22 protein-coding genes, 1 tRNA gene and 1 pseudogene are annotated in these 22,348 nt (G+C 63.8%); 16 read left to right on the top strand and 8 right to left on the bottom strand.

Annotated elements, in window-relative coordinates; translation table 11 throughout:
• Positions 1-80 precede the first annotated feature (80 nt).
• A complete protein-coding gene (locus ACQ4WQ_RS21565) occupies positions 81-2,444 on the top strand; it encodes a DNA polymerase II (RefSeq protein ID WP_436499876.1) in 2,364 nt (787 codons plus the stop codon).
• Between the two features lie 263 nt (positions 2,445-2,707).
• Positions 2,708-4,024, top strand: a complete 1,317-nt coding sequence (locus ACQ4WQ_RS21570) for an enoyl ACP reductase FabMG family protein (RefSeq protein WP_436499878.1) — start codon at positions 2,708-2,710, stop codon at positions 4,022-4,024.
• A gap of 81 nt (positions 4,025-4,105) precedes the next feature.
• Here the strand turns inward: ACQ4WQ_RS21570 and ACQ4WQ_RS21575 are convergent, their stop codons facing one another.
• Complete coding sequence (locus tag ACQ4WQ_RS21575; protein WP_436499880.1) at positions 4,106-4,870, bottom strand: SDR family oxidoreductase; 765 nt, start codon at positions 4,868-4,870, stop codon at positions 4,106-4,108.
• Positions 4,871-5,043: 173 nt separating this feature from the next.
• Between ACQ4WQ_RS21575 and ACQ4WQ_RS21580 the strand changes: the two genes are divergently transcribed.
• From ACQ4WQ_RS21580 to ACQ4WQ_RS21615, 8 genes and pseudogenes are all read left to right on the top strand, one after another.
• A tRNA-Leu gene (locus ACQ4WQ_RS21580) sits at positions 5,044-5,130 on the top strand.
• 173 nt (positions 5,131-5,303) lie between these two features.
• Complete coding sequence (locus tag ACQ4WQ_RS21585; protein ID WP_436499882.1) at positions 5,304-6,512, top strand: tyrosine-type recombinase/integrase; 1,209 nt, start codon at positions 5,304-5,306, stop codon at positions 6,510-6,512.
• 319 nt (positions 6,513-6,831) lie between these two features.
• Positions 6,832-7,224, top strand: a complete 393-nt coding sequence (locus ACQ4WQ_RS21590) for a plasmid mobilization protein (RefSeq protein ID WP_436499884.1) — start codon at positions 6,832-6,834, stop codon at positions 7,222-7,224.
• 78 nt (positions 7,225-7,302) lie between these two features.
• Positions 7,303-7,578, top strand: a pseudogene (locus tag ACQ4WQ_RS21595) (relaxase/mobilization nuclease domain-containing protein); the annotation flags it as partial.
• Between the two features lie 376 nt (positions 7,579-7,954).
• On the top strand, positions 7,955-8,455 hold the full coding sequence (locus ACQ4WQ_RS21600) for an IncQ-type mobilization protein MobB (protein ID WP_436499886.1): 501 nt from the start codon (positions 7,955-7,957) through the stop codon (positions 8,453-8,455).
• Entirely contained in the window at positions 8,452-9,051 is a 600-nt protein-coding gene (locus ACQ4WQ_RS21605; RefSeq protein ID WP_436500275.1) for a DNA-primase RepB domain-containing protein, read from the top strand. The genes ACQ4WQ_RS21600 and ACQ4WQ_RS21605 overlap by 4 nt, the downstream gene beginning before the upstream one ends.
• A gap of 329 nt (positions 9,052-9,380) precedes the next feature.
• Positions 9,381-10,106 carry an alpha/beta fold hydrolase gene (locus ACQ4WQ_RS21610; protein ID WP_436499888.1) on the top strand — a complete coding sequence of 242 codons (726 nt, stop codon included), beginning with the start codon at positions 9,381-9,383 and terminating at the stop codon, positions 10,104-10,106.
• 124 nt (positions 10,107-10,230) lie between these two features.
• Positions 10,231-10,653 carry a hypothetical protein gene (locus ACQ4WQ_RS21615; protein ID WP_436499890.1) on the top strand — a complete coding sequence of 141 codons (423 nt, stop codon included), beginning with the start codon at positions 10,231-10,233 and terminating at the stop codon, positions 10,651-10,653.
• Positions 10,654-11,161: 508 nt separating this feature from the next.
• Here ACQ4WQ_RS21615 and ACQ4WQ_RS21620 read toward each other — a convergent pair.
• Both ACQ4WQ_RS21620 and ACQ4WQ_RS21625 read right to left on the bottom strand, forming a co-directional pair.
• Positions 11,162-11,740, bottom strand: a complete 579-nt coding sequence (locus ACQ4WQ_RS21620; protein WP_436499891.1) for an NnrU family protein — start codon at positions 11,738-11,740, stop codon at positions 11,162-11,164.
• A 69-nt stretch (positions 11,741-11,809) separates the two neighbouring features.
• Entirely contained in the window at positions 11,810-12,202 is a 393-nt protein-coding gene (locus ACQ4WQ_RS21625) for an Imm10 family immunity protein (protein ID WP_436499893.1), read from the bottom strand.
• Between the two features lie 147 nt (positions 12,203-12,349).
• Here ACQ4WQ_RS21625 and ACQ4WQ_RS21630 point away from each other — a divergent pair, with 147 nt between their 5' ends.
• The 4 genes from ACQ4WQ_RS21630 (at position 12,350) to ACQ4WQ_RS21645 (ending at position 15,306) form a co-directional block, all read left to right on the top strand.
• On the top strand, positions 12,350-12,766 hold the full coding sequence (locus ACQ4WQ_RS21630; RefSeq protein WP_436499895.1) for a GNAT family N-acetyltransferase: 417 nt from the start codon (positions 12,350-12,352) through the stop codon (positions 12,764-12,766).
• 7 nt (positions 12,767-12,773) lie between these two features.
• The gene (locus ACQ4WQ_RS21635; RefSeq protein ID WP_326458700.1) at positions 12,774-13,520 is read left to right on the top strand and encodes a M56 family metallopeptidase; all 747 of its coding nucleotides are present in this window, start codon (positions 12,774-12,776) and stop codon (positions 13,518-13,520) included.
• Positions 13,521-13,584: 64 nt separating this feature from the next.
• Positions 13,585-14,085, top strand: coding sequence for a hypothetical protein (locus ACQ4WQ_RS21640; RefSeq protein WP_436499898.1), 501 nt, complete (start codon positions 13,585-13,587; stop codon positions 14,083-14,085).
• Between the two features lie 351 nt (positions 14,086-14,436).
• A complete protein-coding gene (locus tag ACQ4WQ_RS21645) occupies positions 14,437-15,306 on the top strand; it encodes a hypothetical protein (RefSeq protein ID WP_436499900.1) in 870 nt (289 codons plus the stop codon).
• Between the two features lie 53 nt (positions 15,307-15,359).
• On the opposite strand, the gene ACQ4WQ_RS21650 is transcribed toward ACQ4WQ_RS21645, so the two are convergent.
• The 4 genes from ACQ4WQ_RS21650 to ACQ4WQ_RS21665 form a co-directional block, all read right to left on the bottom strand.
• On the bottom strand, positions 15,360-17,678 hold the full coding sequence (locus ACQ4WQ_RS21650; protein WP_436499902.1) for an NADP-dependent malic enzyme: 2,319 nt from the start codon (positions 17,676-17,678) through the stop codon (positions 15,360-15,362).
• Positions 17,679-17,876: 198 nt separating this feature from the next.
• Entirely contained in the window at positions 17,877-18,239 is a 363-nt protein-coding gene (locus ACQ4WQ_RS21655) for a hypothetical protein (protein WP_436499904.1), read from the bottom strand.
• Positions 18,223-18,816 (bottom strand): SMI1/KNR4 family protein, encoded by a 594-nt coding sequence (locus tag ACQ4WQ_RS21660; RefSeq protein WP_436499906.1) that lies wholly within the window; start codon positions 18,814-18,816, stop codon positions 18,223-18,225. The genes ACQ4WQ_RS21655 and ACQ4WQ_RS21660 overlap by 17 nt, the downstream gene beginning before the upstream one ends.
• A gap of 40 nt (positions 18,817-18,856) precedes the next feature.
• Complete coding sequence (locus tag ACQ4WQ_RS21665) at positions 18,857-20,044, bottom strand: MFS transporter (protein WP_436499908.1); 1,188 nt, start codon at positions 20,042-20,044, stop codon at positions 18,857-18,859.
• A 122-nt stretch (positions 20,045-20,166) separates the two neighbouring features.
• On the opposite strand from ACQ4WQ_RS21665, the gene ACQ4WQ_RS21670 reads away from it, so the two are divergent.
• Entirely contained in the window at positions 20,167-20,688 is a 522-nt protein-coding gene (locus ACQ4WQ_RS21670) for a MarR family winged helix-turn-helix transcriptional regulator (RefSeq protein WP_436499910.1), read from the top strand.
• Here the strand turns inward: ACQ4WQ_RS21670 and ACQ4WQ_RS21675 are convergent.
• Positions 20,685-21,254: a hypothetical protein gene (locus ACQ4WQ_RS21675; RefSeq protein ID WP_436499912.1), complete on the bottom strand. Its 570-nt coding sequence runs from the start codon at positions 21,252-21,254 to the stop codon at positions 20,685-20,687. The two genes, ACQ4WQ_RS21670 and ACQ4WQ_RS21675, sit on opposite strands and share 4 nt — an antisense overlap.
• Before the next feature lie 113 nt (positions 21,255-21,367).
• On the opposite strand from ACQ4WQ_RS21675, the gene thiL reads away from it, so the two are divergent.
• Positions 21,368-22,348, top strand: coding sequence for a thiamine-phosphate kinase (gene thiL, locus ACQ4WQ_RS21680; RefSeq protein ID WP_436499914.1), 981 nt, complete (start codon positions 21,368-21,370; stop codon positions 22,346-22,348).

Raw genomic sequence — 22,348 nt, forward strand, 5'->3', positions numbered from 1 at the left:
AAAATTATAGCCGCAACCGCCCCCGCCCTGCGTCAGCTTGCTGTAATGTGCAGGCCAGCACACCAGATACTCACGGCACCATGACAGGCAACGCGCAGCACCCGCCCGAACAGGGCTTTATTCTGACCCGCCACTGGCGCGACACGCCCGCCGGCACGGAGGTCGATTTCTGGCTGGCAACGGATGCCGGGCCCCGCCACGTGCGCCTGCCCGTGCAGATGGCCGTCGCCTTCCTTCCCATGGAGCAGCAGGAACAGGCGCAACAGCTGCTGCGCGGCGAGCGCCATGCCGAGCTGCGTCCCCTGTCGCTGTGCGATTTTCACCACCGTCCCGTGCTGGGTCTGTACTGCAAGCAATACCGGCATTTGCTGAAGCTGGAAAAGCAGCTGCGCGCGCATGGTGTCGACGTGTACGAAGCGGACATCCGCCCGCCCGAGCGCTACCTGATGGAGCGTTTCATTACGGCGCCGGTAAGCGTCAAAGGGGAAACAGGGCAGGACGTGCAGCTGAAACCGGCACCCGGCTACCGGCCAAGCTTGAAACTGGCCTCGCTCGATATCGAGACGACGGCCCATGGCGAGCTGTATTCGCTGGCCCTGGAAGGCTGCGGCCAGCGCCAGGTCTATATGCTGGGGCCGCAAAACGGCGGCGATGAAACGCTCGATTTCGACCTCGAATACTGCGACACGCGCGCGCAGATCCTCGAGCGCCTGAACACGTGGATGGAGCGGCACGATCCGGACGCCATCATCGGCTGGAACCTGGTGCAGTTCGACTTGCGCGTGCTCAAGGAACATGCTGAGCGTTATCAAGTGCCCTTGAAACTGGGGCGCGGCGGCGCCGTCATGGAATGGCGCGAACACGGCGGCAAGCAGGAACACTATTTTGCCGCCGCAGCCGGCCGCCTGATCATCGACGGCATCGAAGCCTTGCGCTCGGCGACGTGGAATTTTTCCTCGTTCAGCCTGGAAAACGTGGCGCAGACGCTCTTGGGCGAAGGCAAGTCCATCGACAATCCCTATCAGCGCATGGCCGAGATCGACCGGCGTTTCCGCGAAGACAAGCCGGCGCTGGCGCGCTACAACCTCAAGGATTGCGAGCTGGTCACGCGCATCTTCGCCAAGACCGAGCTGCTGACCTTCTTGCTGGAACGGGCCAGCGTGACGGGCCTGGCGGCCGACCGCAGCGGCGGCTCCGTGGCCGCCTTCGAACATTTGTATTTGCCGCTGATGCATCGGCAGGGTTATGTGGCGCCCAACCTGGGCGATATTTCGGGCGAAAACAGCCCCGGCGGCTTCGTCATGGATTCCCAGTCGGGCCTGTACGATTCCGTGCTGGTGCTCGACTATAAAAGCCTGTACCCGTCCATCATCCGCACTTTCCTGATCGACCCCGTGGGGCTGGTGGTGGGCACCAGCGGCGACGAGGCCGATACCGTGCCCGGCTACCGGGGCGCGCAGTTTTCGCGTGTAAAACATTGCCTGCCCGCCATCGTGAAACAGGTGTGGCAAGGGCGCGAGACGGCCAAGCGCGAGCGCAACGCGCCCTTGTCGCAAGCGTTAAAGATCATCATGAACGCGTTCTATGGCGTGCTGGGCTCGAGCGGCTGCCGCTTCTTCGATCCACGCCTGGCCTCGTCGATCACCTTGCGCGGCCACGACATCATGCACCGCACGCGCGAGCTGATCACCGAGCAAGGTTATCAGGTGATCTATGGCGACACGGATTCCACGTTTGTGTGGCTGAAAACGGCGCATACGGATGAAGAAGCTGGCAAGATCGGCCGCGCCCTGGTGACGCATGTGAACGCCTGGTGGGACGCCCATCTGCGCGAGGAATTCGGCCTGGAAAATGCGCTGGAACTGGAATTCGAGACGCATTACCGGCGTTTCCTGATGCCCACCATCCGCGGCTCGGAAGAAGGCAGCAAGAAGCGCTACGCGGGCCTGGTCGGCAAGCCCGACGGCAGCGAACAGATGGTCTACAAGGGCCTGGAAACGGTGCGCAGCGACTGGACGCCGCTGGCGCAGCAATTCCAGCAAGCCTTGTACCTGCGCATCTTCCAGCGCGCCGCCTATCAGGACTATGTGCGCGACTACGTGGCGCGCACCGTGCGCGGCGAATTCGATGCTTTATTGGTCTACCGCAAGCGATTGCGCCGCCCGCTCGACGATTACCAGCGCAACGTGCCGCCCCACGTGCGCGCGGCGCGCACGGCCGACGCCTACAACCTGGCGCAGGGCCGGCCGCTGCAATACCAGAACGGCGGCTGGATCAGCTATGTCATCACCGTGGCGGGACCGGAACCGCTGGAAACGCAGCGCTCGCCCATCGACTACCAGCATTACCTGACGCGCCAGCTGCAGCCGGTGGCGGACGCCATCTTGCCCTTCCTCGGCGACGATTTTTCGCGCCTGGTCTCGGGGCAACAGGATTTGTTTTAGATCAATTTTGCTGACCGGCACAGCCAAGCTGAGGTAATATCGGCGCCTGCCGGGCCAGTCCGCGGGCGCTGTGCGCCGGGGCAGCGTAAAATACGCCTTGGCGAAAGAATAAGAGCTGCATGAAGAAGAAGATGCCATTCCAGACGAGAATCGTTCGCAAGAAGATTTTCCCCGCTGAAATGGCGCATAATTTCACACTATGTTGAACCAGCGGGCAGCAGCACCAGCCGTCTGCCCTGCTAATTTTTGAATGAATTGACACCATGACCGAGATCACGTCCCTGAGAGACATCCCGCAAAAAAATATCTTCCGCAAGGGCGACACCTTTGTGCTGTTCGGCGAGCTGTTCGGCCGCGGCTATGTGAATGGCTTGCTGGACGAAGCGCGCAAGGCGGGCATGAATATCGTCGGCATGACGGTCGGCCGCCGCGATGAAAACATGGCGCTGCGCCCCCTGAACGCGGAAGAACTGGCCGAAGCCGAAGCCAACCTGGGCGGCCGCATCATCAATGTGCCGCTGATGGCCGGTTTCGACCTCGACGCGCCCGCCGGCGAACCGACGCCGACGGCCCTGCTGGCCGACATGACCCTGAAAAGCTGGCAAGAAGACAAGCTGGACTGGGCGCAGATCGAACGCTGCCGCGAAGCCGGCATCGCCCGCTTCAGCGCGTCCGTGGCCAAAGCCATGGCCGAACTGGACAGCCTGATTCCTGACGGCAGCAATGTGTATTTCGCCCACACCATGGCCGGCGGCATTCCGAAGGTCAAAGTCTTCCTAGCGATCGCCAACCGCATCTACAAAGGCCGTGGCGAGCGCTTCATGTCTTCGCGCGCCCTGCTCGACAGCGACCTGGGCAAGTTGATCCTGATGAACTTCGACGAAGTCACGGCCAACACCCTGCAGCACCTGATCGACGGCAGCGCCGCCATCCGCGCCCGCATCGAGCAAACGGGCGGCCAGGTGCGCTACAGCGCCTACGGCTACCACGGCACCGAGATCTTGATCGACGGCAAATACCAGTGGCAAACCTACAGCAACTACACGCAGGGCCTGGCCAAGATGCGCCTGGAAAACGTGGCCAAGGCTGCGTGGGAAAAAGGCATCAAGGCCACCGTCTTCAATTGCCCGGAAATCCGCACGAACTCGTCCGACATTTTCGTCGGCGTGGAGCTGTCGCTGTTCCCCCTGCTCGACGCGCTGAAAAAAGAAGGCGGCGCAGCCTGGGCCGAAGAACAGTGGAAAATCTGCCAGGGTTTGCTGGAAGACGGCGTGTCACTGCAAGACTTGCTCGACCGTATCGCCGCCTACAACGGCGACGCCACCAGCGTGCAATTCCGCAACTTCGCCGCCTGGCCGATGGACAACACGCCAGAGCTGGCCGAAGTCATGATCGGCACCTCGGACGACATCACCAAGCTGCACAAGGACCGCAAGGAACTGATCACCGACCACCTGAGTTCCTTGGTACTGGAAGGCACGGGCCCGCTGATGTTCCACGAAATGTCGGAACCGAAAGCGCCCGTCATCTGGCTCAACCACGACATCATCGCGCGCCAGCTGAACTCGGTTCACAACTGAGTTTGAAACTGCGCTTGATGTAGCAACACACCACCGACGGCCCGGCTCATCCCCGGGCCGTCGGCGTTTACGCCGCCGCGTTTATGTCCGCACGATCGACACGCCGCCATCGGCCAGCAGCGCCGTGCCGGTGGTGAAGCTCGAGGCATCGGATGCCAGGTACAGCGCCGAGCGGGCGATCTCGTCCGACGTGGCCAGGCGTTTCAGGGCATGCAATCCCGCCACGAAGGCCAGCGCCTCGGGCGTATTCGCCACTGCCCGCCCCATCGGCGTATCGGTGCCGCCCGGCAGCAGGGCATTCACGCGCACGCCCGCCGCGCCATACTCGGCCGCCAGGGCCTTGGTCAAGCCGATCACGCCCGCCTTGCTGGCCGCATACGCGGCCATGCCGGACATGCCCAGCGTATGCCCGACAAAGGTCGAGGTAAAAATCAGCGAACCGCCGCCGCGCGCCGCCATGGCGGGCAACTGATATTTGGCTGCCAGGAAGGCACTGGTGAGATTGGTATCGACCGCCGCCCGCCAGTCTTCCAGGGCAACTTCCGGCGTGGGCCCCATGGGCCCCAGGGTGCCCGCATTATTGAAGGCGATATCGAGGCCGCCAAAGCGTTGCAGCGCCAGCGCCACGGCCGCTTGCGCGCATGCCGCGTCGCCCACATCGCCGGCGCAAGCCACGGCTTGCGCGCCGCCGTCCGCCAGCTGCCCCACCAGCGCATCGAGTTCCTTCCGCCGCCGCGCCACCAGCACCAGCCGCGCGCCATGGCGGGCAAACAGCCGCGCCGCCGCAAGGCCGATGCCCGAGCTGGCGCCCGTGACGATCGCGACCTTATTTTCCAGTTGCAACATTTGCGTCCCCTTCAGTGGTTGAAAGGGAAAAGATAGGCCGGCAAGCCAGGCGCGGCACTCCGCTTCTTGCGCTGGAATCGGCGTCTTCACAGATTCTCCATGCATGTGGCAAACGCACGCCAAGCATAAAACTTGCCAGATTGTGACAAATCAGTGATAATGCGTCTCGCGTTGCCGGGATGGCGGAATAGGTAGACGCACGGGACTCAAAATCCCGCGCTGGAAACAGCGTGCCGGTTCGATTCCGGCTCCCGGCACCAGAACACAGCAGTAAAAGCTCGAAAAACATCCAGGAACCCGCCTTCGTCATAGGAGAGCGGGTTTTTTGTTGTCCGTATTTGTCCATCGGCGTACATTCAAAGCCATGAATTTTGTTGGTACTTTTTGCTGGATTTAGGATTTTCTCTAAAAAAATACCATCAGGGAGTGCGCCATGCCACTGTCCGATCTGTTTATCCGCCATGCCGTCTACCAGGGCACGCCCAGCGGCGACAAGTATCCCGACCTGTACGGCATGTACCTGCTGGTTACCCGTACGGGCAAATACTGGCGGTTGAATTACCGCCATGCAGGCAAACAAAAGACGCTGGCCCTGGGCGTCTACCCCCGCGTGAGCCTGGCCAAGGCGCGGCGCAAGGCCGAAGACGCGCGCAAGGCGCTGGCCGAAGGGATCGATCCGAACGCCGTCAAGCGCGCCCAGAAGGCCGAGCAGCGCAGCGCCGCCTTGAATACCTTCGACAAGCTGGCGCGCCAGTGGCTGCTCACCATCCAGCGCAACGGCAGCGCCAGTACGCAAAAGAAAGTCGGCAACTGGCTCGAAGGCGACGTCATCCCGTATCTGGGCAAGATGCCGCTCAACACCATCCGCCCGCGCGACGTGCTGCGCGTGGTGCAGCGCGTCGAGGCGCGCGGCGCGATCGATTCGGCGCACCGCATCAAGCAGCTGTGCGGCCAGGTGCTGCGCTTCGGCGTGGCGATGGACCTCGTCGAGCGCGACGTCACGGCGGACCTGAAAGGCGCATTGACGCCGGTGCCGAGAACGCACTACCCGGCACTGACGGAGCCGGGCGATGTCGCGCCGCTGCTGCGCGCCATTTATGGCTACCACGGCCACGTTACGGCGGTGGCGGCGCTGAAACTGGCGCCCATGCTGTTCGTGCGTCCCGGCGAACTGCGCGCCGCCGAATGGAGCGAAATCCATCTCGATGCCGCCGAGTGGCGCATCCCGGCCAGGAAAATGAAAATGCAGCTCGAACACCTGGTGCCGCTGCCGACACAGGCCGTGGCGATCCTGCGCGCGCTGCAGCCTGTCACCGGCGAAGGCCGCTACGTGTTTCCCGGCCTGCGCAGCGGCCAGCGCTGCATGAGCGAAAACACCATCAATGCGGCGCTGCGTTCCCTCGGCTATGCCAAGGAAGTCATGACCGGCCACGGTTTCCGCGCCATGGCCCGCACCATCCTCGACGAAGTGCTGCAAGAGCGCGTGGACCTGATCGAGCACCAGCTGGCGCACAGCGTCATCGACCCGAACGGGCGCGCCTACAACCGCACGGCGCACCTGCCTGCGCGCCGCGCCATGATGCAGCGCTGGGCCGACTATCTCGACGCCCTGCGCGACGGCGTCGCCACGCCGCCAGCCTGACGGCGACGCCCGTCTGGAGAAAGAAAACCAGCGACGGCGCTGGCCGGAACAGGTGCCGCGCCACGCGCGCATGTCGTCGCCGCGCCACGATAGGCGACACGGCGTGCGTCCACCCACATCCGCCGTCATCCTGTTTCGCGACAGCGCCCGCGCTGTTTGATATCGCATAAGGAAAGCGGCGGGCCCGCGCCTACATTAAAGACCGGGGAGCCGCGGGCGCGTGAGCTGGCGAGGAGCAAGCCATGTTTTCGCTTCGCTCAAACCGGCTTGCCCTGCGGGGCCATCCTCGCTGCGCTCGCCCACCACACCAGGAGCATCGATGCACGCCGAGACCACGCCACGCAAGCGACAAGGCGGCCGCCCGAAAGGCGACCCGGCCGCCGTGCGCGGCGCCACCATCGGCGTGCGCGTGTCGGCCGCCGAACATGCGGCGCAGCTGGAACGCGCCGCCCGCATGCAGATGCGTCCCGCGCAATGGCTGCGCGCCGCAGCGCTGGCGCGCGCCTTGCCCCGACCGCCCGTCGCCGCCATCAACCGCGAACACTACGTGGAACTGGCCCGCCTGGCGTCCAACCTGAATCAGTTGACCCATCTCGCCAACGAGGGCGGCCGCGTCGCCGTGGCCGACGCCCTGCTGCAGCGGCTGATCGCGGAAACGCGCCGCCTGCGGCTGGCACTGCTGGGCGTGAAGGAGCAGGACGATGATCGCTAAGGCCATCAAGGGACGCGGCTTTCGCGGCGTGCTGGCCTATGCCTGGGCAAGGAGCAGGCGCGCGTGATCGACACCAACATGACCGGCCGCACGCCGCGCGAACTGGCGCAGGAATTCGGCGCCGTGCGCAAGCTGCGCCCAGGCCTGGGCAAGGCGGTGCTGCACGTGTCGCTGTCGGCCGCGCCGGGAGAGCAGCTGTCCGACGCCCAGTGGACGCAGATCGCGGGCCGCTATCTGGCGGGCATGGGCCTGGACGACAACCAGTACCTGCTGACGCGCCATGCCGACACCCGGCATGAACACGTGCACCTGCTGGTCAACCGTGTCCGCTGCGATGGCGGCGTTGCCAGCGACAGCCACGACTACCGGCGCCAGGAAAGCATCATGCGCGCGGTCGAACGCGACTTCGGCCTGCAGCAGCTGCGCCCCTCCGTAGAGGCGCCGCGCCGCGCGGCGAGCAGGGGCGAGATCGAGGCAGGACTGCGCACCGGCATCGCCTCGACACGGCAGCGGCTGCAGCAGCTGTGCGACGCCGCCATCACCGGCTGCGCCAGTTTCACCGCTTTCATGCAGCACCTGGCAGCGGCGGGCGTGGCCCTGGTGCCGGTGACGCAGCGCCATGACAGCACCCTGGCGGGCCTGTCCTACCGCCTCGATGGCGTGCTGATGAAGGGCAGCGACCTGGGACGCGGATACAGCCCGATGGGGCTGGCGAAACGAGGAGTCCACTATGACAAAGAGCGAGACCTTGCGGCAGTTGGCCACTGCCGAGAATACGGCGCAGCTGGACGCGCTGGCGTGCAACATGGCGCAGCTGCACCAGGCGAAGCTGGCCAGCGCCGAGGAGCTGGCGGCGACCCTGGAGCCGCTGGCGCAGGCGATGGCGGCGCTGACGGACGAGGCGCGCCAGACGATGCAGCAGCTAGGCCTCGACGGCACGCGCCAGGGCGAGCAGTTCCGGAGCCAGATCGAGGCGGCGACGAGCGCCTGGCGCAGCGCGGAACAGGCGGCGCGCGAGAGCGCCCAGGCAATCGACTGCAGCAGCCGTATGCTGTCGCAGCGCCAGTATCTGCTGGCTGCGCTGGTGGGCATGATGACGGGGCTGCTCGCCAGCGCATTGTGGCTCTGTCTGGCACCTGCCCCCAGGTTGCAGAACGTGCTGGACGCGCAGCAACTGGCCGCGCTGATCCGGCCCGCGACCGCAGCCTGGAAGCCGTGCGCGGGCAAATGACGGCAATGGGCTGCGCGCAGTTCGTCGTCAGGCTGGTGCAGGCAAGGGACGGCAAGCAAGAGACGCGACAGTGGAGCGGGCTGGAACTGCTCCGCAGTCTGACCTGGCTCAAGCGCATGAATGCGCGCGGCTACGACGTCACCCTGCGCCCCGCAGGCCAGCATGGCCTGGTGCTGCTCGACGGCCTGCAACAGGCCGACTTGCAGCGCCTGGACGCGCGCGGCTGGCAGAGCGCCGCCGTGGTGGAAGTGCAGCATGGCCGCTTCCAGGCCTGGATCAAACTGTCCAGGCAGCCAGTCGCCTACGCCTTGCGCCACCAGGCGGCATCCCGCCTGGCGTCCGACCTTTGCCGCAGCGGCAGCGCCATCACGGTCGCAGAATTTGGCGCGCTGGCCGGGTTGACCTGCCACGCATCGGCCATGGCCGAAGCGCAAGCGGCACGCTATGCGCTGCTGCAGGCATCGAGCGGAACAGTGGCCGCCGCCGCAGCGCCCTGCCTGGAGCGCATGGCGCACTTGCCGAACCTGCCACCGCCGCCCAGGCTGTCCATGCCGCAGGGCGCTGTCCGGAAACGCTCAAGCGGGCGCGCCAGATAATCGGCCAGGTGCTGGCGGCCTTAGCAGCAGCTTTACCGGTTGCATTTCGACATGGCGGCGAACGTTTGGCGCATGAGAAAGCCATTTTCTCGGGCGTGACAATGCGTGTAGTTTTCTGTTTGGCAATTTGCTATTCTCGGGGCGGCTGTCGGCTGCGGATTCAACCGGTCAATGACGGCAAGCGGCCAAAAGCAGACCTATTGCGAGGCTACGCCTTAACTCGTCATGTAGTCGTTACATCGCATTCTCATTGTTCGTTGTTCGACTTCAGAGATAATCATCAGTAACCCCAGATTCAGCATCCTCCAAACGTAGCAAGAAAGGATTCAATGCGCCGTCTCGTCACCTTAATTCCCCTGATCTTTTGCACACCTATGGCCTTTGCTGCCGTACCAGTGAATATTCACGTTCCACCTAATGTGCAAGCGTGCACTCGTGCGCAACCATGTCCAGTTGCAATCCTTAGCCCAGGATATGGGCTTTCCGGTTCAGACTACTCATTCGTCACACAAAATCTCAACCGAATGGGTTACTTGGTTGTCGCGTTGCAAGATAGCTCTGGCGGCATAGCGTTAGATCGAAACGCGCCGATTACGAAGCAACTACGGGCGATGGCCCGCGTAACTTCACGGTCGATCTCCACCGTGATCGACGGGACCGCAGTACGCTATCCTCAGTTCGATTGGAGACACTTGCTTCTCGTCGGGCACTCCCTTGGTGGCGACAGTTCGGCTCAGTTTGCCGCTGACAACCCGAGCCGCGTATCCAGCTTTATCAGCCTCGACAGCCGTCGGGTCGCGTTGCCCCGCTCAGCTGGTATCCACGTCCTGACAATTCGTGCCAGTGACACCACTGCCGACCGCGGTGTACTGCCGAATGAGAAAGAGCGCGGCCACTACGGTACATGCGTGGTCCACATCAAAGGCTCGCGCCACAAGGATATGCAAGATGCTGGTAGTGAACAATTGAAGGCCAAAATTGTATCCGCCATCGATACTTTCCTCGCTCCAGCGCCGCACCCTAAATACGCCTGCGACCGAGACTCAAAGCTCTAATAATGTTCAGGCGATCATTTTGATATTGCAAAGTCCGCTATGGGGCGGAAGCTGCCAACGGCAGCAACCGGCCAGAAGCGGACAGTCGGCAATTGACCAATAAAGCTTTACTCAGAAAGTCAGCATGTCTCACCGTGATCCTTTTAATGTTATTTCATCCACCGTTGATCTGGATGATCCGGTAGAGCACGGTGATGCTCAACGCTTTATGGTTAACGCCCTGGCTCGGGTGATCGAATGTCTACCCGTTCCCGCGCAGTCTTCTGTTTTGGCTGCTAAACGATATCTTGAGGGCGCGGCAACGGATAGCGAGGCCATAGCTGTCCGGGTGAGGCTTTGGGAGACCATCCGAGGACGCGATATGTCGGATGACCCTGAGGTGTTGCGTATCAGAACCACGATTTGTGCGCTGCACGGCATGGACGCTGAAGCACCTTACGACAAGTTGGAATACTTTCTGTTTTTTTGGGAGCGCAGCGGCTTAAGCATGGTCGAGCTAGCTGGAGCTATGTTCGACACATACGGCGTTGTTTATCACGACGCTTAATCGGCTGCGGTGGCATATGTCGAATGCGTCAGATCTATGTCTGCTTCGGGGCGTAAGCGGACACCGCAGTGGGGAAGCTGCGGCCTCAAAGCAACTCGCAGTAATTTCGGCCATACTTTTCAAGAAAGCGTTCCCTCGCTGCCGATGCTTGCTGGAAGGAAAATACAAAATCAAAAAAATTCATCGGGAGTGCTAGCATTTGACGGTTTTTGTACTAGACTACTTGTCTGAAGTCACCAGCAACCGCTCCAAGTGGAATGGTAACGAAGAACTTTTTCTCCGATGATGGTATTTATGATGGTATTTTTGGATATTCGCTGAATTCTCATAGCGGTTTTCGATTCCGGCTCCCGCACCACAGAACACTTTAGTTGTACCTGATCAAACCCGCCCATCGCCAGATGCTGCGGGTTTTTTTGTATTAGCGCCCCGATCTGCGCTCCAGCACCGCCGCCCGCTCCGTATCAACAATGCTGAAACGCACGACATTGCGTGTGCAGCCATCCGGCTATCCAAACGGCCGCACGCCAAACAGCACGCCGTGCAGCCAGAACGCCAGCAGCAGCCACAGCGCACAGCCTGCGGCTATGGCGATCAGGGTGCCTTGCATGGTGCCGCCCTGGTAGGCCACGCCGGCCGCGCGGTCGCGCTGCACGGCAAAAACCAGATCCACTGACGACCAGACGAGGAAGCTGCCGAACAGCAGCACGTCGGCCACGTTGCCGTTGGCCAGCAGATGCGCGACGGCCCAGAGTTGCGTGCCCAGCAGCATGGGATGGTGCACCAGGGTCTTGATGCGGTTGCGCGGCACATTGGCCGCCGCCAGCAAAATCAGCGAGAACAGCATCAGCAGGCCGCTGGCGTGGCGCAAGCCCATGGGCGGCGTCCACAGTGCCTGCGGCTGCTGGCGCGCCAGGGCGTAGCCCCAGATGATCAGGCCCAGCCCGGCAAACGCCACGAGCGAATACAGCCCCTTCCAGCGCTTTTCGCCCAGGCGCATCAACTGGACGCTGCGCCAGCCGTCGGCGACGATGCGCACCGAGTGCACACCCAGGAACAGCAGCAAACCGAGTATCAGCACCGTCATCGTCTTCTCCCCCAGTTAATACCCGCTATCGAGCATAGACGACACCATGGCCGGCGCCGTCCGCGCAGATCAACGTTCCTCGCGATAGTAATCGCAGCCCTCGAACGTGGTGCGCAGCGCCTGCTGCAGCTGGGCGTAGCGCTCGGGCGTCAAGTTGAAACGCACGTCGATCTGGCCGTCGTCATCCATCTGCATGGCGGCCTCGGCATCCATCTGCACGGACAGGCGGTTCGGATGCAGGATCACGGCGTGCATGTGGCCATACCAGGCAAATTCCTGGCTGCAATATTCAATATACGGCTCGTCCATGCCCGTGGCGACGTCCTGCTCGTCGTATTCGTCGGCGCGCTGCAGCATCAGGTAGACGGGCTCGCCTTTGCCCGCTGGCGCGGCCAGGGTGGTGATCAGGGCGTCGTCTTCATGGATGACGGACAACTCGGTGGCGGTAAATCCTGCGGACATGGCGTGCTTTCAACAAATAAATGAATGACGCCACCATAGCGCAAAAGCGCCGCGCACGACATAGGACGCGGCGAATAAAGCGTGCCGCCCCCGGCCGCGCTCGCCGCCTATAATGGCCATTCCATCCATATTGCACAGGAGACCGTCTTGACCGCCGTATCACCCTACACCACCCGCCTGGCCATCCCCTCCATCGCCACCTACCAGCACCTGCGCGTCGCCGCCGGGCTGAGCGCGAAAACCGCGGAGGCGGCGGCCAAGGGCTTGCCGAACTCGCTGTTTGCCGTGCAAGTGCTGCTGGGCGACGAAGTGGTGGGCATGGGCAGGGTCATCGGCGATGGCGGCTGCTTCTTCCAGGTCGCCGATATCGCCGTGCTGCCGGCCCACCAGGGCAAGGGCCTGGGCAAGCGCATCATGCGCGAGATCATGCAATTCATCGAGACGGAAGTACCGCCCAGCGCGTATGTCAGCCTGATCGCCGATGGCCAGGCGCAAGACCTGTATGCGCAGTTCGGTTTCAAGCATACGGCGCCCGCCTCCGTCGGCATGGCGCTGAAGCGCTAAGCGACCGATGCCGGTCTGGCTGCTGTGCTGCATGGCGCTGGCGCTGCTGTTGAGCGCTGCCGCCTGGCGCGCCGAGCGCGCACGGCAACGGTGCGGGCGCACGACACGCTGGCCATGGCTGGCGGCCATCGCCGCGTCCGTCCTCTTGCCCCTGGCATGGCTGCCCGGCGTGCTGAAGGCCATGCCGGCCGAGCAGGCACAGCTGAAACTGGGCTGGTTCGTGTTATCGAGCGGCATGCTCTTGATGCTGGCGCTACGCAGCATCTGGCTGCTGTCGCACCAGCGGCGCTGGCAGAAAACATCGCTGCTGGGCACGCCAGTGTACTTGAGCGGCGGTATCGGCCCCTGCGTGGCCGGGCTGCTGCGGCCCCGCATCGTGATGCCCGTCTGGCTGCAACTGATTCCTCCCCAACAACAGGCGCTGCTGCTGGCGCACGCACAATGCCGGCTGGCCGCGCGCGACCCGCAGTTGCTGGCGCTGGCGTACGCCTTGATCGTGATCATGCCGTGGAACCTGCCCCTGTGGTGGCAGCTGCACCGGCTGCGCTTTGCCATCGAGGTCGATTGCGATGCGCGCATGCTGGCGCACGGCCATGCGCTGCGCGACTATGCCACCGTCCTGCGCCGGCACGGCCAGTATTATTCGGGCTTGACGGGCGCCTCGCCCATCGTGCTGAACGATCCGCTGGCGCTGCGCCGGCGGCGCCGGATCATGGCCAGATTTCCCCGGGGCCGGGCGGCGAACTTGCTATAGTAGCGGCATCGCCGCGCGGCATGCCCGCGATCCCGGCTCCCCCCTTCGAAATCAGAGAGATACCATGCTTTACCTGCTTGCCATCGTGATCGTCATCGCCCTGCTGTACTACGTCTTCAGCGGCCGCACGCCCGTCAAACCGCTGCACAAGCCGCTCGTCTCCGTGCGCCAGTACGTGCCGGCGATCCCTGCGGGCGCACCGGCGCACCACTGGAGCGATGAAGGACGCTTTGCGTCGGAAGTGGAAAATGAAGCGATGTACCAGCCCGCCATCGCCAAGCTGGCCGGCGAACACGGTCCCGGCAACGCGGAAGAAAAATGCCTGGCCCTGCTCGTCTGCGACGATGCCAACCCGTTCCAGGACAAGGCCATCGCCGTCTTCATCGACGGCCAACTGGTCGGCTACCTGTCGCACAACGACGCCCTGCGCCTGCGCCGCAACCTGGGCCGCATGGACCTGGTAGGCCAGCTGACCTCGTGCGACGCCGTCATCCGCGGCGGCGGCCTGTGGAACGGCAAGCGCCTGTCGTATGCCGTCTGGCTGGACTTGCAGCCCTACAATTAAGTGAACTCCCGCCACGGCCAGCGTTGTTGCGTCACACAAGGAAGTGCCGGACAGATGGCGCCGGCGCCGATGCAGACCACTGGAAGGGCAAGGAGTTCGATGCCATTATCGCCGGCAGTAGACCAGGCATTTTGATGCACATCAAATAAATCGACATTTCCTGGCTGTGGCCTTGCGAAAGGTCATGGCCCGTGTTTTTTTGACCCACATCAAGCCCCCCCCATAAGAAAACCGCCCATGAGCACAGCCATGCTGGACTTGCCCGTGCTGATGGCGCACTGAGGTCAAGCGCGCCATGTCTATTTGCTAAATAGCTATAATTGCCTGATTTTCCATATCAAGGCAATGTAGATGAAGCAACAACTGATCCATTGGGGCAGCGCCCTGGCGCCATTCGGCAGCGACCTGCTGTGGACGGTCCTGCCGTGGATGCTGCTGTATGGCGTGCTCGGCTTCGTGCTGGCGCTCGGCATCTGCTACCAGCTGGCCAGAAAATGCCTGCTGGTGCGCCGTCCGCCCGCCTGGCATGTGGCCGCCAAGCTCAGCTATGTGTTGATCCTGCTCGCGCTGCCGCTCCTCGGCGGCGGGTTTGGCGCCGTGCACAGCGTGCACCGCGTGGTCAACCAGGCCCTCGAGCGCGACCTGCAGCCGGTGGTCGAAGCACAGATGCCGGCGCTGCGCGTCTACCTGGAACAGCAGGCCAGGCTGATCGCCCCGGGCCAGCCGGTCAGCATGCGCAGCCTGATCGAACCCTTCGTGCAAGACATGTATTACCGGCCCACCTCGGACAGTTACTGGGAACGCAGCAAGGCGCGCTGGATCAATGAATTCATCCTGCGCCGTGGCAGCGTGCTGCTGACGCAGGTGCTGCAGGAACAGCTGATCGCCAGGGCCGGCGTGCTGGGCGACGCGCTCAAGGGCGCCGGCTTCCGTGGCCAGGCGACGGGCGAACTGGCCAGCCTGGGCACCGACCTGGCCGTGCGCCTGACCACCGATGTGGCGCGCCAGGCCGACTTCAGCAAACTCGACAAATCAGTGCCGATGATTTTCATCGACGCCATCAAACGCCAGGCCGGCGCCTATTTCAATTCGCTCAAGATCACGCTGGGCCTGTTCGCGCTGGTCGCGCTGCTGCTGGTGTGGGGCGAGATCATGCTGTACCGCCACTATTACCTGCGCCGCCAGCCGGCCGCCACGGCCCTGCCCGTGCCACCGATGTAAAAAAAAGCCGCCCCTCCTTGCGGACGGGGCGGCTTTTCATGTGCAGCTAACGCTTAGACTTTACGCTGGGCGACAGCGTCCACTACGCACAGTGCCGTCATGTTGACGATGCGGCGCACGGTGGCCGATGGCGTCAAAATGTGCACGGGCTTGGCGCAGCCGAGCAGGATCGGGCCCACGGCGATGCCGTTGCCGGCGGCCGTCTTCACCAGGTTGTAGGCGATGTTGGCCGATTCGATGTTCGGCATGACGAGCAGGTTGGCGTCGTTCTTCAACGCCGAATTCGGCATGATTTTCTGACGCAGCTTGCTGTCGAGGGCCGTATCGCCGTGCATTTCGCCGTCGATTTCCAGGTCCGGCGCGCGTTCCTTGATGATGGCCAGGGCGGCGCGCATCTTTTGCGCCGAGGCGCTGTCGCTGGAACCGAAGTTCGAGTGCGACAGCAGGGCCGCGCGCGGCGACAGGCCGAAACGGGTCATCTCTTCGGCGGCCATGATAGTGATCTCGGCCAATTGCTCGGCGTCCGGGTTTTCGTTGACGTGCGTGTCGACCATCACCAGCTGGCGTTCCGGCATGATCAGCACGTTCATGGCGGCGTAGACATTGCTGCCGGCGCGCTTGCCCAGCACCTGGTCGATGTATTTCAGGTGCAGCTGGGTAGTGCCGAAGGTGCCGCAGATCATGCCGTCCGCGTCGCCCTTGTGGATCATCATCGAACCGATCAGGGTATGGCGGCGGCGCATTTCCAGCTTCGCGTATTCCTCGGTGACGCCCTTGCGGCTGGTCATCGCGTAATACGTGTTCCAGTAATCGCGATAGCGCTCGTCGAAGTCCGGGTTGATGACGTCGAAATCGACGCCTTGCTTGAGGCGCAGGCCGAACTTCTGGATGCGCGCTTCGAGCACGGGCGGACGGCCCACCAGGATGGGGCGCGCCAGTTTTTCATCGACCACCACTTGCACGGCGCGCAGCACGCGCTCTTCTTCGCCTTCGGCGTAGACGATGCGCTTGAGTTCGGCAGGCGTGGATTTGGCCATCAGGAACAGCGGCTTCATGAAGGTGCCGCTGCGGTAGACGAATTGCTGCAGGCTGTCCGCGTACGCCTGCAAGTCCTTGATCGGACGCGTGGCGACGCCGGAATCCTCGGCCGCCTTGGCCACGGCCGGCGCGATCTTGATCAGGAGGCGCGGATCGAACGGCATCGGGATCAGGTATTCAGGGCCGAACGACAGGTTGCTGATGCCGTAGGTCGTGGCCACGATGTCGGACTGCTCGGCGTGCGCCAGGTCGGCGATCGCGTGCACGACGGCGATTTCCATTTCGCGCGTAATGGTGGTTGCGCCGCAATCGAGGGCGCCGCGGAAGATGTACGGGAAGCACAGCACGTTGTTGACCTGGTTCGGATAGTCCGAACGGCCCGTGGCGATGATGGCGTCGCTGCGCACGGCCTTGACTTCTTCCGGCAGGATTTCCGGATTCGGGTTGGCCAGTGCCAGGATCAGCGGGTTCGGCGCCATCTTGCGCACCATGTCCTGCTTCAGCACGCCGCCGGCGGAGACGCCGAGGAAAATGTCGGCGTCCGGGATAATCTCGGCCAGGGTGCGCAGCGGCGTGTCTTGCGCGAAGCGTTCCTTGTCCGGGTCCATCAGTTCCGTGCGGCCCTTGTAGACGACGCCGGCCAGGTCGGTGACGTAGATGTTTTTCAGGGGGAAGCCCAGGTCGACGATCAGGTCCAGGCAGGCCAGCGCCGCGGCGCCCGCGCCCGACACGACCAGCTTGCAGTCCTCGATTTTCTTGCCGACGGCTTTCAAGCCGTTCAGGATGGCCGCGCCGACGATGATGGCGGTGCCGTGCTGGTCGTCATGGAAGACGGGAATCTTCATGCGGTCGCGCAGCTGGCGCTCGATGTAGAAGCACTCGGGCGCCTTGATGTCTTCCAGGTTCACGCCGCCGAAGGTCGGTTCCAGCGAGGCGATGATGTCGACCAGTTTATCGGGGTCCATCTCGTTGATTTCGATGTCGAAGACGTCGATGCCGGCGAATTTCTTGAACAGCACGCCCTTGCCTTCCATCACCGGCTTGGCGGCCAGCGGGCCGATATTGCCCAGTCCCAGTACGGCCGTGCCGTTGGTGATGACGGCCACAAGGTTGCCGCGCGCCGTATATTTATAGGCATTCGCCGGATCGATGACGATTTCTTCACAGGGAGCGGCCACGCCTGGCGAATAGGCCAGCGCCAGGTCGCGCTGGTTGGTCAGTTGTTTGGTCGGCGTCACGCTGATTTTGCCGGGGCGCGGGCACTCGTGATACTCGAGTGCGGCCAAGCGCAATTGTTGACGCAATTCTTCTTTTTTATCAGATGACGAATCCATGCTGTGCTGCCTTCCTGTTTGGTCGATCGGGTGTTCCGGATTTTATCAGACCGATTCTTTCAATTAGCTAGGTATTTTCCGCTAGCCACAGTCTGATATCACGAAAACGCATAACCTAGCATTGTAAGGCCGTCCGGCGGCACAAACGTCCTGAACAGGAAAAACTATCAAATTTTAGATTTCAATTAGTTTTTGTGATCAGTCGCCGGGAGCGCGCCACAGCGGCAGCGCGGCGACGGCGCGCTCGATATCGTCCATGTCGTCGTCGCCCAGGGTGGTGTCGAATGGGGCGGACAGGATGCGGCGCATCAGCGCCAGACGGGTCGTCGCCTGCTGCGCGTCGATGAAATGTGTCGTCTCCGCGCAATACTGCGCGCGGCGCAGGGCATCGGCGCCGTCATCGTCGCCATCGGGATAATAATGGCGGCCGATGTGATGCAGCGACTGCAGCAGGAATTCGATCTCGCGCAGGATGCGCAGCGCATCCTCGCCGGACAGCACGATGCGGCGGTTGGCGGGCAGCAGGGACGGCGGCGCGGCGCGCTTATTCGAAATTGTCATCGATCAGGAAGCCGTAGCCGTCATCGATCAGCATTTGCAGATACGCGTCGAAGCTGTCGGCGATGACCAGGTAGCTATCAGGATCGTGCAGGAAGCGCACGACCTGCCCCACCTTGCCCGACGCCGTCGGCGTGAAATCGACATACAGGCGCGAGGATCCGCCATTGTTCATGCAATGCGAAAAACACAGGCGCTGGCCCTGCTGGACGCCTGCGTCGATGCGGGTGTCGACGATGCCGGGGTCGTCTTCCAGGTAATGGCCGTAGATATCGGCGATGCTGCGCTGGTTCGCTTGCCGGTCTTCCAGGATCTGTTCAACGGAACTCAGATAATACGGATACTCGAACACGTCCGAGCCCAGCATGTACACCAGTACCATGCCGCCCGCATACTCCTGGTAATACGTGCCGTTGTACTGGCCCAGCAGGCGCAGCAGGCTGTCCGGGCACAGCGGATACGCCTGGCGCAAGCTGTCCAGCTGCGCCGCGCTGGCGCCGCTGGACAGCGCCAGTTCCGCCAGCGGTTCCGGCGGCATGGCCTGGCGCAAGCCGGCTAAATAGTGGTCGACGATGTTCATGGCTGAAATATATCAGCTGACCCGATACGCCATGCGCACGCTAGCGCGCACCGGCCAGCCGCGCCCCCGGCGCGAAGCGCACGGCGATCAGCAATAACAGCACCACGCCCCCGGCCATCACCATCCACGCCTGGGCCAGGCTGGACGAGTGCTGGCGGATCAGGCCGGCGATGAAGGGCATGCTGCTGGCAATGATGTAGCCGCCGCCCTGCACGAAACCGAGCAAGGCGCCGGCGCCGGCAGGATCACGCACGTGATCCATGCTGACGATCAGCGACAGGGGAAACAGGGCGCCGATGCCGCAACCGAGCAGGATCACGGCAGGAATGGCCAGTTGCGCGGGCGCCACGATCAGGCAAGCCAGGCCGGCCAGCACGGCCAGCAGTACCGACAGCAGCAGGATGCGGCGGTCGGAGAAGCGGTGGATGACGCTGGAAATCGCCAGTCCCGCCAGCACTTCCACCAGGGTCAGGCCACCGAGCAGCAAGCCGCTGTCGGCCGCGCTCCAGCCCAGTTCCGTGTAAAACGGCGGCAGCCAGGCCAGCACCAGGGTATAGGCGCCCGTGCCGATGCCGAAAAACACCATCAGCAGCCAGGCGCGGGGGTTACCCACGGGCAGGCTGGCGCCCGCGCCGCCGGACACGTCCACGCGCGAGGCGGCGGCGCGGCGCCACAGCAGCGCGGCGGCCACGGCGGGCAGCGCCCACAGGGCCAGCAGCGCTTGCCAGCCCCAGCTTTGCGCCAGCGGCGAAGCGGACGCGGCCGCGATGGCCGCGCCGCCCATGATGCCCGTCGTATAAAAACCCATCAACTGACCCGCCCGCTCGGGGAAATGGCGCTTGATGAAGGCCGGCAGCAGCGCCTGCACCAGCGCGATGCCCAGGCCGCCCAGGGCCGCCGTGGCGATCAGGCCGCCGCTGCCGTGCAGGGGCCAGCGCAAGGCGCAGGCGGCAGCGATGATGGCGATGCCGAGTCCGATGCCGCGCGCCACGCCCAGCCGGCGCTGCAACTGCGCGCCCGCCAGCGCGCACACGCCCATGGCGAACACGGGCACGGTGGTCAGCAAGCCCGCGTCGGCATTGCTGAGGCCCGTGCTGGCCTGGATACTGTCGAGCAAGGGGCCGATGGCGGCCAGGATGGGGCGCAAATTCAGGCCCAGCAGGATGATGGCGGCCACCAGCAGGGCGGACGAGGGTAACGGGGAAGATACGGGGCGTTCAACAGGCATGGCAGAGTAGTCCTTGCCTCGCAGGGAGGCACATGGTTTAATGCGTGACATAATCACTTGATGAAAAGTATCTTAGCATAAAGATAGAAATCTATCTTGATGTCGAGATAAATGCATACACCATGACGGATACCCCGCAAGAACACGCGCGCGCGCAATTTGCCGCCGCACAATGGCAACGCGAACTGCCGCAGATGGATACGCGTGCCATGCAGCTGGTGGGCCAGCTGGGCACGGTGGCGCAGCTGATGGCGCGCGACTGGCTCAATCCCCTGTTCGCCGAACACGGCTTGCAGCCGGGCGAATTCGACGTGCTGGCGACCTTGCGCCGCTCGGGCGCGCCCTACAGCCTGACGCCGACGGCCCTGTACGAGGCGGCCATGCTGTCCTCGGGCGGCATGACCAACCGCATCGACCGGCTGGAAGCGGCCGGCCTGATCGAACGCCAGAAGCACCCGACGGACCGGCGCGGCGTGCTGGTGGCCCTGACACAAAGGGGATTGGAATTGATTGAGAAGCTGGTGCTGCTGCACGTGGAAAACGAGCGCGCCATGCTGTCGGCCTTGAACGCGGACGAGCAGCGCCAGCTCGACCAGTTGCTGGCCAAGCTGCTGCACGGCATGGCGCAGGCAAAGAAGGGTTAAGCGAGCACGCGCGCCAGCTCGCGCAGGGCCGCATGGCCGCGCCGTGCCTGGCGCTGCAATTGTTCCGGCGCACAGTGGCCATACAGGGCCTGGACGTGGCCCTCGCTGGCGGCGCGCAGGTCGAGCTCGCCCGCACCGGGATCGGGCAACTGCCCCTCGACCAGGGTCAGGAAATAATGGCGCTGCGCCCCGCACAGGTTGGCCGCGAACTGCAGCACCAGGCCGCTGTCGAACAGCAGCGCGCCGCTGCGCGCCCCCGCCTCCAGCAGCAGACGATACGGCGGCAAGGGCCGCCGCGCCGCGCGCAGCACGCTGGCCAGGCGCACCTGATAACCGAGTTCCAGTCCATTCGCATGCAAGCGGCCGCCTTGCAGATACACCTTGAACGATGCTTGCACGGCCCGGCTGGCGCAGCGGAACCAGCGCTCATCCTCATACAGGCACAGCTGGCCGCCATCGCACAGCTCGTAAAATCCGCGCGCCAGCAGTTCCGGCGCCGTGAAAGTGGCCAGGCCGACGGCCTGCGGCTCGCGCAGCCAGCCATCGTCAAGATAGGATTGCATCACGGCGTGGATATCGTGGAGAGGCATAGGGACATGATCGGCGGTGGCAAGGGCCTGTATTGTAGGCCAGCCTATAATAGCCGGGCCACACTATCACTCAACGAACAGACCACGCCATGGCCCCACACGACGCGCTTTCCGAATTCGACCTGATCAAACACTATTTCGTGCGCCAGCGCCCCGGCCGCGCCACCCTGGGCATCGGCGACGATTGCGCGCTGCTCACGCCCGGCGCCGGCAAGCAGATCGCCATCTCGTCGGACATGCTGGTCGAGGACCGGCACTTCTTTGCCGGCGCCGACGCCCGCATGCTCGGTCACAAAAGCCTGGCCGTGAACCTGTCCGACCTGGCCGCCATGGGCGCGCGTCCCGTGGCATTCACTTTGGCCCTGGCCCTGCCGCAAGCGGAACGCGCCTGGCTGGCCGGCTTTGCCGACGGCCTGTTTGCATTGGCAGATGAATTTGGCTGCGAACTGATCGGCGGCGACACCACCAAGGGCCCCCTGAATATCTGCATCACCGTGTTCGGCGAACTGACGCCGGGCCAGGCCCTGCGCCGCAGCGCGGCCGTGGCGGGCGACGATATCTGGGTCAGCGGCACCCTGGGCGACGCGCGCCTGGCGCTGGCCGGCTACCGCATGGAACAGGAACTGTCCTCCGCCGACCTGCTGATGGCCGCCGCACGCATGCACACGCCGACGCCGCGCGTGGCGCTCGGCTGCGCGCTGGCCGAAGCGGGCATCGCGCATGCGGCCATCGACATCTCGGACGGCCTGGTGGGCGACCTCGGTCACATCTTGAAAGCGTCGCAAGTGGGCGCCACCCTGGACGTCGACGCCCTGCCGGCCGGCCCGATACTGGCGCAGCAGGATGCGCAACTGCGCCGCCGCTACACGGCCGCCGGCGGCGACGACTATGAACTGTGCTTCACGGCGCCCGCATCGTCGCGCGAGGCCATCGCCGCGCTGGCGATCAGCTGCGGCACGCCCGCCACGCGCGTGGGCCGCATCGAGGCGCAATCAGGCTTGCGTCTGGTGAACGGAGCCGGGCAGCCGCTCGATCTGGCCTTGCGTTCCTTCGACCACTTCAGCGAGTAA

Source organism: Janthinobacterium goodfellowi (assembly GCF_051380695.1).
In the GTDB taxonomy this organism is placed as follows: Bacteria; Pseudomonadota; Gammaproteobacteria; order Burkholderiales; family Burkholderiaceae_D; genus Janthinobacterium.